The organism is Cellulomonas sp. FA1, assembly GCF_000986825.1.
Lineage (GTDB): Bacteria > Actinomycetota > Actinomycetes > Actinomycetales > Cellulomonadaceae > Cellulomonas > Cellulomonas iranensis.
Genome location: NZ_LBMY01000001.1, coordinates 1,552,620 through 1,566,068 on the forward strand (window position 1 = coordinate 1,552,620; position 13,449 = coordinate 1,566,068).

Annotated in this window: 12 protein-coding genes; 3 read left to right on the forward strand and 9 right to left on the reverse strand. The window is 74.1% G+C overall.

Annotated features, from left to right (window positions below; all coding sequences use genetic code 11):
- The 5 genes from GY42_RS06940 to GY42_RS06955 all read right to left on the reverse strand — a co-directional run bounded on the left by GY42_RS06940 (position 1) and on the right by GY42_RS06955 (position 5,118).
- Entirely contained in the window at positions 1-945 is a 945-nt protein-coding gene (locus tag GY42_RS06940) for a glycosyltransferase family 2 protein (RefSeq protein WP_046528779.1), read from the reverse strand.
- Positions 932-1,858, reverse strand: coding sequence for an NAD-dependent epimerase/dehydratase family protein (locus GY42_RS06945; RefSeq protein ID WP_046528780.1), 927 nt, complete (start codon positions 1,856-1,858; stop codon positions 932-934). The genes GY42_RS06940 and GY42_RS06945 overlap by 14 nt, the downstream gene beginning before the upstream one ends.
- Positions 1,851-3,029, reverse strand: coding sequence for a rhamnosyltransferase WsaF family glycosyltransferase (locus GY42_RS06950; protein WP_152667233.1), 1,179 nt, complete (start codon positions 3,027-3,029; stop codon positions 1,851-1,853). The genes GY42_RS06945 and GY42_RS06950 overlap by 8 nt, the downstream gene beginning before the upstream one ends.
- Before the next feature lie 275 nt (positions 3,030-3,304).
- Positions 3,305-3,967, reverse strand: a complete 663-nt coding sequence (locus tag GY42_RS19355) for a hypothetical protein (protein WP_160309400.1) — start codon at positions 3,965-3,967, stop codon at positions 3,305-3,307.
- Positions 3,904-5,118, reverse strand: coding sequence for a DUF6077 domain-containing protein (locus GY42_RS06955; RefSeq protein ID WP_152667234.1), 1,215 nt, complete (start codon positions 5,116-5,118; stop codon positions 3,904-3,906). Before GY42_RS06955 ends, GY42_RS19355 begins: the two co-directional genes overlap by 64 nt.
- Before the next feature lie 93 nt (positions 5,119-5,211).
- On the opposite strand from GY42_RS06955, the gene rfbB reads away from it, so the two are divergent.
- The 3 genes from rfbB (at position 5,212) to GY42_RS06970 (ending at position 9,054) form a co-directional block, all read left to right on the forward strand.
- Entirely contained in the window at positions 5,212-6,207 is a 996-nt protein-coding gene (gene rfbB / locus GY42_RS06960; protein WP_046528783.1) for a dTDP-glucose 4,6-dehydratase, read from the forward strand.
- Positions 6,208-6,319: 112 nt separating this feature from the next.
- Entirely contained in the window at positions 6,320-7,570 is a 1,251-nt protein-coding gene (locus GY42_RS06965; RefSeq protein ID WP_236686736.1) for an LCP family protein, read from the forward strand.
- A gap of 443 nt (positions 7,571-8,013) precedes the next feature.
- Positions 8,014-9,054 (forward strand): LCP family protein, encoded by a 1,041-nt coding sequence (locus tag GY42_RS06970; RefSeq protein ID WP_236686737.1) that lies wholly within the window; start codon positions 8,014-8,016, stop codon positions 9,052-9,054.
- Here GY42_RS06970 and GY42_RS06975 read toward each other — a convergent pair.
- The 4 genes from GY42_RS06975 to manA all read right to left on the reverse strand — a co-directional run bounded on the left by GY42_RS06975 (position 8,993) and on the right by manA (position 13,356).
- Complete coding sequence (locus GY42_RS06975; protein WP_052748250.1) at positions 8,993-10,318, reverse strand: acyltransferase family protein; 1,326 nt, start codon at positions 10,316-10,318, stop codon at positions 8,993-8,995. The two genes, GY42_RS06970 and GY42_RS06975, sit on opposite strands and share 62 nt — an antisense overlap.
- Before the next feature lie 76 nt (positions 10,319-10,394).
- Positions 10,395-10,931: a 5-(carboxyamino)imidazole ribonucleotide mutase gene (purE, locus tag GY42_RS06980; protein WP_046528784.1), complete on the reverse strand. Its 537-nt coding sequence runs from the start codon at positions 10,929-10,931 to the stop codon at positions 10,395-10,397.
- Entirely contained in the window at positions 10,928-12,118 is a 1,191-nt protein-coding gene (locus GY42_RS06985; RefSeq protein ID WP_082131395.1) for a 5-(carboxyamino)imidazole ribonucleotide synthase, read from the reverse strand. The genes purE and GY42_RS06985 overlap by 4 nt, the downstream gene beginning before the upstream one ends.
- A 44-nt stretch (positions 12,119-12,162) precedes the next feature.
- The gene (manA, locus tag GY42_RS06990; RefSeq protein WP_046528785.1) at positions 12,163-13,356 is read right to left on the reverse strand and encodes a mannose-6-phosphate isomerase, class I; all 1,194 of its coding nucleotides are present in this window, start codon (positions 13,354-13,356) and stop codon (positions 12,163-12,165) included.
- Between the last annotated feature and the right edge of the window lie 93 nt (positions 13,357-13,449).

The following is a 13,449-nucleotide window of genomic DNA, read 5'->3' on the forward strand; positions in this document are numbered from 1 at the left end:
TCATCGCTGCGGGGTGGGCGCCGCGGCGCCGCGGCGCACGCCACGCCACTTCTGCACGTGGAACAGCGGGTTCACGACCAGGTAGTAGAGCTTGCGCCGCACACCATAGGCACGGTCGCGCAGGATGCCCACCGTGTCCCGGGCGACTCCCCTGCCGATCATCCGGGCGACGACGGACACCGAGGGTACCGCGACGTCGATGCCGACCTCGCGCTGGCCGAGCGTCTCGGCCTCCATGCGGTCGTCGTACTCGGCGAGCGTCATGTCGTTGGAGTGCACCACGGCCGCGCGCGGGGCGTAGGCCTTGAGGTAGCCGGCGGCGATCGCGTCGCGCCCGAGCAGCTGGTCCTCCGCGTAGGACACGTCCTGGTAGGGCAGCGGGCCCACGAGCAGGTCCCGCCGCGCGGCCGAGTTGACGTCGGAGTAGAACGTGATCGCGTTGCGCACCGCCTCGGACGTCACGAAGTCGTCCTCGTAGAACAGCGTGGTCCCGAACTCGGGACCGAAGCCGCGGAACACCGCGTCGATCTCGTACTTGAGCAGCGGGAAGCACCACGGCCGCGCCACCTGACGTCCCATGACGGCCGCGACGTCGGGGTTGAGCTCGAACGGCTTGAGCAGCTCGTAGAGCCAGCGGTCGGTGGCCGGCACGGCGTCGTGCGTCAGGTAGGCGACGTACCGTCCCCGCGCGAGGTGCGCGGCGAGGTTGCGGGTCCGCCCGTGCCCGAACTCGGAGTTCGGGATCCGGTGGAGCCGGACCTCGGGGAAGTCGGCCACGATGTCGAGCGTGGAGTCGGTCGATCCGGAGTCGACGACGAGGACCTCGACCTCGCCGTCGACGCGCTGGACGCGCAGCGCGTTGAGGATGTCCCGCAGGTACGTCTCACCGTTGTAGGTCAGGATCGCCACGGTCGCCAGGACCTCGTCGCGGTCAGTGGCTGCCACCGGTGATGTCCTCCCAGGTCAGTCGGATGCCCTCGGCGAGGGACGTGCGGGGACGGCTCGGGAACTCGGCCTCGAAGCGCGCGGTCGCGAGCGTCACGTGGTCGACGAAGGTCGCGGGTCGGGGCGCGTACTCGCGCCGCACGTCACGCCCGGTCACCTCGCCGATCGTGCGGACGATGTCCTCGAGCGAGCTGCCGGAGCCGCTGCCCAGGTTGTACGTGTCGTGGCGCGGCGTGCCCTCGGCGACGTCGGCGACCATCTCGGCGACGTCGGTCACGTAGACGTAGTCGCGCACCATGGAGCCGTCGCCGTAGATCGTCACGGGCAACCCGTCCGCGAGACGACGCAGGAAGATCGGGATCACGCCCTGCCGCTTCTGCGGGTTCTGGCGCGGCCCGTAGGGGTTCGAGATCCGCACGACCGTGGACGCCAGGCCGTACTTGCGCCGGAAGTAGCGCAGGTAGCTCTCGATCGTGAGCTTGCCGATGGCGTACGGCGACACGGGCAGCGCCGGGTCCTCCTCGCCGAAGACCTCCCGGTCCTGGTCCCCGTAGATCGCACCGCCGGTCGAGGCGAAGACGACGCGGCTGACGCCGGCGTCGACGCAGGCCCGGAAGAGCTCGATGCTGGCCGCCACGTTCGTGCGGATGTCGAGCGTCGGGTCGTTCTCGGCCGTCGCCGGGTCGGTGGTCGAGAGCATGTGCACGACCGTGTCGTGCCCCTCGACGGCGTGGCGCACGTCGTCCACGTTGAGGAAGTCGCCGGACACGGCGCGGACGTCGGCGGCCGTGAACTGGGACCGCGTGCGTCCGAACCGGTCGAACGCCGTGACGGCGTGCCCCCGCGCCGCGAGGGCGTCGACGACGTGCGACCCGATGAACCCGTTCCCTCCGACGACCAGGCACTCAGCCACGCATGGCCCCGTTCAGGAAGTCGACGAACTGCGCGCCGGACGTGTCCCAGCTCACGTCCGTGACGCTCGCGGCCGCGGCCCGGGCGTGGGCCGCCTGGTCGGGGCGGTCGAGCGCCTCGAGGACACCGCGCGCGAGGGCCACGGGAGTGGGCTCGCAGTACCGCAGGTACGGGTTGTCGCTCACCATCGTGTTGTTCTCGCCGTCGTTGAGGACGGGGACGACGCCCGCCGCGAGCAGCTCGAGCGGCAGGAGCGACATGTTCGTCAGCGACAGGACGAGCGCCGCGCCGCACCGGTTGTACAGCTCGTTGAGCTCGGTGACCGGCATCGACCCGTGCGCGACGTACGGGAAGGGCAGGTCGTAGTTCGAGACGTCCCACCCCGCGAGGTGGATCGTCAGGTCGGGCCGGCTGCGCGCGACGCGCTCGAGCGCCATGACGCCGAGCTCGAAGCCGCGTCGCGTCGTCACGGGGCGGGCGTAGAAGAACACCTCGTCGCGACGTTCGGTGTTGACGTACGAGTAGTGCCGCAGGTCCGCACCGAAGTCGAACGAGGCGGTACGCATGCCGTACTCCGAGGCGAGCTTCGTCGCGAGCCAGCGGCCGGCGGTGATGCCCTCGAACCCGAAGCGGTAGGTGTTCTCGGCCAGCACGTGCTCCGAGCCCACCGGGTAGAACGCCGGTTCGAAGTCCTGCACGAAGTAGAAGCGGCGCGCCGGCGAGGGGTCGAGGTAGGCCGGGTAGGCGGTCTCCCAGCCGGTCGCGAAGATGGCGTCGGTGTCGGCGGCGACCGCACCGTCGTACGCGTGGAACCGCGCGGCGACGCGCGGGTAGGACGGGCTCGCCGCGATGAGCTTCTGCAGGTAGCGCGCGTCGATCGCGTGGTCGGCGGAGTGGTAGAGGTACACCGTCGCCTCGTGGCCCGCCTTCTCGAGGTACTCGATGAAGCGGAAGATGTTCTGGTGCCCGCCGGAGGACTCACCGGGGGGGTGCATGATCCACGCGGTGCGCACCGGTCGGTCCTGCACGGTCAGCCGCGACTCGGCCCACGGGGCGGGCACGCTCCAGTCGACCGCCGACGCGTCCTCGGTGCGCACGAGCATGCGGATGGGCGTGCGCTGGACGACGGGGGTCTCCGGGGTCACGAGGCGCGCGCGGACCCGGTCGATCACCCGGAGCGCGACCGCGCGTGGTCCCTCCGTCCTCAGCAGCTGAAGGACACGTGCAACGCGGAACATCGACTTCCTCCCTGCGGGACTCCTGCGAGCAGGGCTCCTGCCACGTCGGACCCCGGTCTCGGTCGGTCCGTGCTGCCCGGGCTGCGTTCCTGCCCCGCCCGGACGGGCCGTGTGACCGGCGGATCGCAACCCGATCCACGTTACCAGCCCGTGACCCCGGCGACGGCGACGGCGGGAGCGGCCGGCCCGGGACGGCCGGCCTCGGGACGTCAGGACGGCACGAGGTCCCAGCAGGTGTCGGGGCCGCCCGACCAGACGGCGGCCCAGCGGTCGCCGAGCACGTCGCCCATCGCGGGACGGCCGCAGACCAGCCGGACGTCGAGCGTCGCCAGCGCCTCTGCCGCCTCGGTGCCGGTGAGCTCCCGCGCCCCGTCGACCCACGCCTGCAGGAGCAGCCGGTCGGCGGCGTGCGCCTCGGGCAGCTCGAGGTAGGGCTCGATGTAGCCGGGCCGGCTGCCGACCGGGGCGAGGTCCGCCGTCGTGGTGCCCACCGCCGCCACGACGCCCTCGCGGGCGAGGTAGCGGCCCGCGGGCGCGTGCGCGACGACCCACCGGGCCGTGACGAGGTCGTCGGCGTGGACCTTCCACGTGCCCGGAGCGGCCAGCACGGCGCCGTTCTGCGCGCTCCACACCGCCTGCCCGCCGACGACGAGCGTCAGCGCCGCCGCGAGGCCGACCACGGTGGCGGCGGGCCGGGGGCCACGTCGGGTGGGCGCGGCGAGCATCCCGACGAGCAGCGGGACGGGCACGACCCACACGACGCGCCACACGATCGCGTCCGTCCCCATGACCACGGCCAGGAGGTCGGTCACAGGCGGCAGCGCGAGCACCATCCCGACGACCACCGACGCGGCGGCGGTCGCGGTCGCCACGACCGAACGCGCGCGAGCGGCCGGCGGGTACAGCGCGACGAGCGCCGCCAGCCCCGCCGCGAGCACCACCCACGCGACCGGCCCGAGCCCAGGGTCCGCTCCCACGGCCCGGCCGCGGTGCTCGCGGGGATCGCGTCGTCGGTCCGGCCGGCGGTCGCCATGACGAGCCCGGCGAGCAGGGGGTACGCGCAACCGGTCGCGACCAGGAGCGCCGCGCGCCGCGCGCGGCGCGTCAGCAGGCCCACGACGCTCGCCACGACCACGACGCCCGGCACGACGAAGATCCCGGCGGGCGACAGCCCCACGGCTGCGACGCCCGCGGAGGCGACGAGCACGAGCGCCGAGGCGCGGGACGCGCCGCGGCGCGACGCCCAGTACCGCGCGCACCAGGCGTAGGTCAGCGGGACCAGCACCGCCAGCAGCGTGACCTTGCCCTGCCAGATGCGCCCGAGGTGCAGGTTCGCCCACGACGCGTGCTCGGTCGCGCCCCACAGGAGCAGCACGCACGCCAGCACCAGCACCGCGACGGGCCTGCGCACGCGCCACTCCCGCACGAGCGTCCAGAGCGCCCAGACGGCCGCAGCCGTGGCCAGCGGGACGTAGACCGCGTAGACGAGGGCGCCGGCGGAGAGCCCGGTCGTCCCGGCGGTCGCGCCGAGCAGGTTCTCGAAGGACGGCAGGTACGGGGTCTGCTCCGGCAGCCCCGGCCACCGACCGTCGGAGAAGATGACGTCGCCCCCGTCGAGCACGCCGCGCGAGGCGACCCACGCGGACCGCACCGTGTACGACGCGTCGTCCAGGTCCGGCCGCACGACGACGGCCGACAGGGCGGCCATGCCGAGCGCGACGAGCGCCGCCCAGCCGTGCCCCCTGCCGGGCGCGCCCAGCCGACCCACGCGTCGCTGCAGCAGGACGCGCACCGCCACGAGCGCCGCGGAGCCGACGAGCCACACCCACCACGTCAGGGTCGCCGGCAGCGAGGCCAGCAGTGCGAGGTGGTCGAGCAGCGTCCACCACGCGAACGCGAGCACCGCGCACTCGAGCACCCCGTCGAGCAGGGACGCCAGCGCCGTGCCGCGCCGGCGCGGCGCACGGACCGCCGGTGGTCGCAGACGCGTCCGCGGGGCGGGCGCGGGAGGGGTCGTGCGCATCGGGTCCACGAGCCTGAGAGACTAGTGGGAACGGCTGCGGTCCGCCGCGGTCGGCTCGTCCCAGTCGGCACCTCACACGCGGGAGACCCTCGCATGCGCATGCTCGTCACCGGCGGCGCCGGTTTCATCGGCTCCAACTTCGTGCACCAGACGGTGCGGGAGCGTCCCGACGTGCACGTCACCGTGCTCGACGCGCTCACATACGCGGGTGACGAACGGAGCCTCGACCCGGTCGACGGCAAGGTCGTGCTCGCCAAGGGCGACATCGCCGACCCCGACATCGTCGACCAGCTCGTCAAGGACGTCGACCTGGTGGTGCACTTCGCCGCCGAGTCGCACAACGACAACTCGCTGCACGACCCCTGGCCGTTCGTGCGGACCAACGTCATCGGCACGTACCAGCTGCTGGAGGCGGTGCGCCGCCACGACGTGCGCTACCACCACGTGTCGACCGACGAGGTCTACGGCGACCTCGAGCTCGACGACCCCGCGAAGTTCACGCCCGACACGCCGTACAACCCGTCGAGCCCGTACTCGTCGACGAAGGCCTCGTCGGACCTCCTCGTGCGTGCGTGGGCCCGCAGCTTCGGCGTGCGCGCGACGATCTCGAACTGCTCCAACAACTACGGCCCGTACCAGCACGTGGAGAAGTTCATCCCGCGCCAGATCACCAACGTGATCGACGGCGTGCGCCCCAAGCTCTACGGCACGGGCGAGAACGTGCGTGACTGGATCCACGTCGAGGACCACAACTCGGCGGTGTGGCGCATCATCGAGGACGGCCGCCTGGGCGAGACGTACCTCATCGGCGCCGACGGCGAGAAGGACAACAAGACCGTCATCGAGATGATCCTGCGCCTCATGGGGCTCGAGCCGGACGCGTACGACCACGTGAACGACCGCCCGGGGCACGACCTGCGGTACGCGATCGACGCGACGAAGCTGCGCACCGAGCTCGGCTGGGAGCCGCGCTACACGACGTTCGAGGACGGGCTCGCCGCGACGATCGACTGGTACCGCTCGCACGAGTCGTGGTGGCGCCCCCAGAAGGACGCCACCGAGGCCAAGTACGCCCTGCTGGGCCGCTGACCGTCGCTTTCGTGCAGATGGCGCCGCGTTGCGGCGCCATCTGCACACATCCTCCACGACGCCGCTGCGTCGCTCCCCCGCCTCGCGCCGCGGGCTCTCCTACCATCGAGGAGTGACTCACCGCCACGCCACCCAGCGCCGCGCCCGTGCCCCCCGTCACGCCCGCACGCTGCACGGGCACGGCGTCCTGCGGGGTGTGGCCCTGACGGTGACGAGCGTCCTCGTGTTCGGCGTCGCCGGCGGCGTGGCGTTCGCCGCACGCCTCACGAACAACGTCGAGTCCCTCGACCTCGGCGACCTCGTCGCCGCGGCACCGACGCCGACGACGCCGCCCGACCCGGACGACGTCCACGCCGGCCAGGCCGTCAACATCCTCGTGCTCGGCTCGGACCAGCGCGACGGCGAGAACGCCGAGATCGGCGGCTCGGAGGAGGGCATGCGGTCGGACACGACGATCGTCGTCCACGTCTCGGCGGACCGCACGCGCATCGAGATGGTGTCCATCCCGCGCGACTCGCTCGTCGAGATCCCCTCGTGCACGCTCACCAACGGGCAGACCACGCGTGCGCAGGGCAAGGCCATGTTCAACTCGGCGTTCGCGATCGGGTACGACCGTGGCGGCGACCTCGAGTCGGCCGCCGCCTGCACGGTCAACACCGTGCAGGCCAACACCGGCGTGGCCATCGACAACGTCGTGGTCGTCGACTTCGCTGGGTTCCAGAACATGATCAACGCGATCGGCGGCGTGCCGATGTGCATCGAGCACGACGTGAGCGACAAGTACACGGGGCTCAACCTCACCGCCGGGCAGCACATGCTCGACGGCGTGACGGCGCTGCAGTACGCGCGGGCACGGCACGGCACGGGGTTCGACGGGTCCGACACCATGCGCGCGGGTCGTCAGCAGGTGCTCATCGCGAACGTCGCGAACGAGGTGCTCTCGAAGAACCTGCTCACGGACGGCGCACAACTCATGCAGTTCCTGTCGGCGGCGACGCAGTCGGTCACCACCAACCTGTCGGTCACCGACCTCACCGGCCTCGCCTTCAGCCTGCGCGGCATCGACCGTGACAACATCACGCTCATGACCGTGCCGTGGGCACCCGCACGCAGCGACAAGAACCGCGTCGAGTGGACGTCGGAGGCCACGAAGATCTGGCAGAACATCGCGGCGGACGTCCCGATGCTCGGGCAGCCCGAGGCCCCTGCGACCCCCGATGCTCCCGCGACGCCCGCGGACCCCGCGGCTCCGGGAGGGGAGGCGACGCCCGGCGCGCCGGCCGCTCCCCCGACCCCGACCGAGACGAAGAAGCCCGGCGTCGACGCGTTCACGGCCGCGGACGCGACGAGCACGAGCTGCTGAGACGCGTGGCCGAGCACCGGGACGCCCCACCTCCCAGCTTCGCACCGGACGGCGGACGCCCGCGGCCCGCTGCCGAGGGGGCACGCGTCGTCGGATCGGCGGCCGCCCGTCCGTCGGCGCGCAGCAGCAGGCCGACGCCGCCCACGCCGCCACGCGGCGAACCTGAGCCCGCGTCGCCGCCCGCCCGCGTCCGCACGCCCCGGACCTCGGGCGCCGGCTCCGCGTCCGCTCCTCCCCGGGCGCCGGGCGCCACGGCGGCACCCGCCTCGATCGCTCCGGAACGCTCGGGCGCGACGGGACCGGCACGTGCCGAGAGCGCCGTCCCGGTGCCGGGGCGAGGACAGCCACCCGGCCCGGCACGACCCGCGAGCCCGCACGCACGCCCGGCCGCCGCGGCACGCACGACTCCACGGTCGACGTCCGCGCGCGCGGGCGGGTCGGCCGTGCCCGTGGCCGGGCGTCGCCCCGAGGTGCGCCCCGCGGGCGGCGGCGGGACGAACCCAGCCGTCGCCCCCCGGACCCCCGCCGGCCGCCGACGGAGCCGCAGGCGGGTCGTCGCGGCCGTCGCCGCGCTCGTCCTCGTCGCGCTCGTCGCGTGGCCCGTCGGGCTGCTGGTCTGGGCGAACGGGCTGCTGCAGCACACCCCCGCGCTGTCCGGCGCGGCGAGCACGCCCGGCACGACCTACCTGCTGGCCGGTTCCGACGCGCGCGGCGACGACGGCGGTGTGCAGGCGGACGGCACCGAGGGGCAGCGCACCGACACGATCCTCGTCCTGCACGTCCCGACGAGCGGCCCGACCGCGCTGATCTCGCTGCCCCGGGACACGTACGTGGACGTCCCCGGGCACGGCGCCTCGAAGCTCAACGCGGCGTTCGCGTGGGGTGGCGCACCGCTGCTCGTGCAGACCGTGGAGGGCCTGACGGGGCTGACGGTCGACCACTACGTGGAGATCGGCATGGGCGGCGTCGCGCACCTCGTGGACGCGGTGGGAGGCGTGAACCTCTGCTACGACCGCGACGTGAACGACGCGGACTCGGGCATGGTCTGGACCTCCGGGTGCCATGACGTCGACGGCACGGCCGCGCTCGCGTTCGCGCGCATGCGCAAGTCCGACCCGACGGGAGACGTCGGCCGAGCACTGCGCCAGCGGCAGCTCATCGGTGCGGTCATGGGGAAGGTGGACCCCCGTTCGCTCGCGTTCGACCCGGCCGCGCAGGTGGCGCTGGTCGAGGCAGGGACCGGTGCGATGACGTTCGACGAGGACGCGGACGTGATCGACGTGGCACGCCTCGCGCTCGCGTTCCGCGACGCCAACGGTGAGGGCGGCGTCACGGGCACGCCCCCGATCCGCAGCATGGACTACCGACCCGGCAACGTCGGGTCCACGGTCCAGCTCGACCCCGACCTCGCGCCGGCGTTCTTCACGGCGCTCCGGGACGGGACGCTGACCCCGGGGCCCGTCGGCGGCGTGCCGACCTCGTAGTCCGGACGATCTCCTCGACGGGTTCGTCGCCGCCCCTCGCCGTGGTCCGAGGCGCGAGCGACGAGGTGGCCGCACGGGACACGCCCGCTCCCGACGGGGCCGTGATCCCGACCGCCGCCGCCCGCAGGGCGCGCGGCCCCGCGTTGACGCGCTCGAGCAGGGCGTCGCGGGCACGGACGAGGGCGCGCTCGGCCGTCCGCCGCAGCGCCGGTGCGTACCGTGCCTCCACCAGGCGGTGCACGGCCCACGCCAGCACGAACGACACCACGAGCGCCGCGAGCACCGCGACCCACGCCGGCACCCTGCCGACGAGCCGGGAGATCACCCACAGACCCCAGTACTGGTGGACGAGGTACAGGGGGTACGTGAGCGCGGCGGACGCGACGAGCCACGACCGGTCGAGCCCGGGCATCGGGATCACCGCGACCAGCGCGACCAGCGCGACGCAGAGCCCGATCGCCACCGCGACGCCGACGCGCGAGGGTTCGAGGCCGGTGATGTGCCCCAGGCCGGTGACGGTCGGGGACGTCCGCAGCACGACCGCGAGCACCGTGTTGGTGAGGACGACGAGCCACGGCGCCGCGGCGTGCCCGTCCCGGTGCACGAGGTACAGCGCCATGCCCGCGCCGAAGAACGGCGCGTAGTCGCCGATGAGGAGCTCGGCGAGGTCGGTCGCGCCGAGCTGCGCGACGAGCGCCGCGACCGGCGGCCACAGCAGCGCCACCGCGAGCACGCGGCGCCGCGTCACCCCGGCCAGCACGAGGAGCCCCACGAGCAGGTAGAAGCGCAGCTCGGTCCACAAGGTCCAGTACACGCCGTCGACGTGGTCGACGCCGACGACCTCCTGGAGCATGGTGAGGTTCACCGCGACCTGGCCGGCCGTGACGGCCTTGCCCTCGGGCCAGACGACGAGCAGCAGCGCGCCCGTCAGCAGCACCGCGACCCAGTACGAGGGGTAGAGCCGCCCGATGCGCGACGCGACGACGGCGGCCGTCGTCCGCCCCCAGGCCGTCATGAGGATGACGAAGCCCGAGATGACGAAGAACAGCTCGGGTCCGAGCGCGCCGTAGGTGGCCCACCGCGTCACCACGTCCGGCACGGCGACGTCCTGGGCGCCCTGCCACGCCGACGTGCGGCGGGCCGTGAAGTGGTAGACGACGACCGCGACCGCGGCGACCAGCCGCAGGACGTCGAGGGCGACCAGGCGTGCGGGCGGGCCTGAGGAGGCGCGGGCGCCGACGGCTCGTGTCGGGGCGAGGACCACCCGACGACGGTAGGGCCGCACGGACCGTCCCGCAGGTCGAGCCGGGGGCCCGCGCGGGGACCGCCGTGCGACGACGTCAGGCCGAGAAGCCCGTGACCTGCCCGGTCGTGCGGGCGCGCAGCCGCTCACCCTTCGCGTCGGCCTGGGCCCGCAGGCCGTCCTGGAAGTCCACCATGGCGGCCCGCAGCCGCGCGGCGTCGGGGCCGGCTCCGGCCGCCAGCACCCGCACGGCCAGCAGGCCGGCGTTGCGCGCGCCACCGACCGAGACGGTGGCGACCGGGACGCCCGCGGGCATCTGGACGATCGACAGCAGCGAGTCCATGCCGTCGAGGTGCGCGAGCGGCACGGGCACGCCGATCACGGGCAGCGGCGTGACCGCGGCGAGCATGCCGGGCAGGTGCGCGGCGCCGCCGGCCCCCGCGACGAGCACCCGCAGGCCGCGCCCGGCGGCGTCGCGCCCGTACGCGACCATCTTGTCGGGCTGGCGGTGCGCCGAGACGACGTCGACCTCGACGGGCACGCCGAACTCGGCGAGCGCGTCGACCGCGGCCGACATCACGGGCCAGTCGGAGTCCGACCCCATGACCACACCGACGAGGGGTGCCTCGTTCATGCCGTGCCTCCGCTCTCGACGTGCTCGCCGCGCAGCCGCGCAGCCGCGGCGCGCGCGCGGGCGCGCACGTCGTCCAGGTCGTCGCCCGACACGTTGACGTGCCCGAGCTTGCGGCCCGGTCGGACCGCCTTGCCGTACAGGTGGACGCGTGCGCCGCTGTCGGCGCCGAGCACGTCCGCGAGCGCGTCGGTCGGGTCCGCGAGGGCGCTGCCGAGGACGTTCGCCATGACGGTCCACCGGGCCACGGGCGTCACGTCCCCGAGCGGCAGGTCGAGGACGGCGCGCAGGTGCTGCTCGAACTGGCTCGTGACCGCACCGTCGATCGTCCAGTGCCCGGAGTTGTGCGGCCGCATCGCGAGCTCGTTGACCAGCACACGCGGCCGACCCCCGGCACGGTCGCGGATCTCGAAGAGCTCGACGGCGAGCACGCCGGTGACGTCGAGCCCGTCGGCGACGGCACGCGCGACGGCTTCGGCCTCGGCGGCGGTCGCCGGGTCCAGGTCGGGAGCGGGTGCGACGACCTCGGCGCACACGCCGTCACGCTGGACCGACTCGACCACCGGCCACACCGCGCTCTCGCCCGACGGCGTCCGCGCGACCAGCACGGCGAGCTCGCGGTCGAACGGCACCAGCTCCTCGACGAGGACCGCGGGGCCGCTGCCGTCCGCGGCGGCCTCGCACCACGCGACCACGTCGTCCGGCAGCGGTCCCGCGTCGACGACGCGGACCCCCTTGCCGTCGTACCCGCCCCGTGCGGTCTTGACGACCGCACGCCCACCGGACGACCCGCGGAACGCCTCGAGGTCCTCGACGTCGAGCACGCGCGCCCAGCGCGGGCAGGGCACGCCCAGCGCCGTGAGCCGTTCGCGCATCACGACCTTGTCCTGCGCGTGCAGCAGCGCGCCCGGCCCCGGGCGGACCGGGACGCCGCGCGCGGCCACCGCGTCGAGCACGTGGCCGGGGACGTGCTCGTGCTCGAAGGTCAGCACGTCGGCACCGTCGGCGAGCGCCAGCACGGCTGCGGCGTCACCTGCCGCACCCACGGGCGCGTCGGCGACCGCCTGCGCGGCCGGCCCGTCCGCGGTCTCGACCAGGACGCGCAGGCGCAGCCCCAGGGCGGTGGCAGGACCCGCCATCATGCGGGCGAGCTGCCCGCCGCCGACGACGGCCACGGTCGGAGGTGTCACGGGCGCCGAGCCTAGCCGGTGCGACCGGCGTGGTCAGCGAGAGGTCACGGGACGGACGCCTGGACGACGCAGCCTCGGCCGCCGACGCTCAGGGCGCCGTCGGCCGCCGGCACGAACGCCGCGCGGCCCGCGGCGAGCGACAGGTCCTCGCCGGCGGCGGAGCGCAGCGCGACCTCCCCCTCGACGCACAGCACGACCCGGGGGCCGCCGCCGGGCAGCCGCACCGCGCCCGCGTCGCCGACCCGTGTCACCGAGAGCTCGAAGTCGTCGACCGGGACGTAGTAGACGTCCGTCGCGTCGTAGACGTGCTCGGGCGCGATGCGGATCGGCGGGGCGGCGACGCAGTCGACCGCCTTCAGCAGCTCGGGGATGTCGACGTGCTTGGAGGTCAGGCCGGCCCGCAGCACGTTGTCGGAGTTCGCCATGACCTCGACCGCGAAGCCGCCCAGGTACGCGTGGACCGCCCCCGCGGGGACGAACAGCGCCTCGCCCGGCCGGAGCGTGACGGGGTTGAGGAGCACGGCGGTGACGGCACCGGGGTCGCCGGGGTAGGCGCGCTCGAGCAGGTCCACCGCACCGTCGGTGCGCGGCGACGGCGAGCCCGTGGCGAGGCGTGCACGGAACTCGTCCGCGAGCTCGGCGACCTCGGCCGGCGTCGGACGGCTGTCGGGCCCGACGAGCCGGGTGAACGCCGCCTGCACACCGGTCGGCGTGGGGTCGTCCGTCACGGCACGGTGCAGGTCGCGCGCGACCGGGTGCTCCAGTCCGCGCAGGATCTCGGCCGTCCGTCGCGGGGCGCGGAACCCGACGAGCGCCTCGAACGTCGAGAGCGCGTACACCAGCTCAGGCTTGTGGTTGCGGTCGCGGTAGGACCGGTGGGGGTCGTCCAGGGGGACGCCGCGTGCGTCCTCTCGCTCGTACCCCTCCTGCGCGAGCTCGACGCTCGGGTGAACCTGCAGGGAGAGCGGTCGCGCGGCGGCGATCAGCTTGAGCAGGAAGGGGAGCTGGGGGCCGAACCGGGAGACCACGTCGCCGCCGAGCAGCGCCACGGGGTCACGCGTGATCGCGGCGTCGACCGGCTCGCCGTCGGGGCCGCCCAGGACCGACGGCGCCGAGGGGTGCCCACCGAACCACGCCTCCGCCACGGGGCGCCCGTCCGGCGCGAGGCCGAGGGCTTCCGGGATGGCGGTCGACGACCCCCAGGCATAGCCCTGAAAGGTCGGTTCGAGAGCCAGCACGTGCTCCTCCTCGTTCGCGCCGCGGTCACGTCGACGGCAGCCTAGCCCCGTGGCCGGTACCGGAGGCCCGGTCGACGAGCCGGGTCGCGGGCG

Excerpts from the sequence above, each read along its gene's own strand:
- purE (WP_046528784.1), bottom strand. The coding sequence starts at position 10,931 with ATGAACGAGGCACCCCTCGTCGGTGTGGTCATGGGGTCGGACTCCGAC.
- rfbB (WP_046528783.1), top strand. The coding sequence starts at position 5,212 with ATGCGCATGCTCGTCACCGGCGGCGCCGGTTTCATCGGCTCCAACTTC.
- GY42_RS06955 (WP_152667234.1), bottom strand. The coding sequence starts at position 5,118 with ATGCGCACGACCCCTCCCGCGCCCGCCCCGCGGACGCGTCTGCGACCA.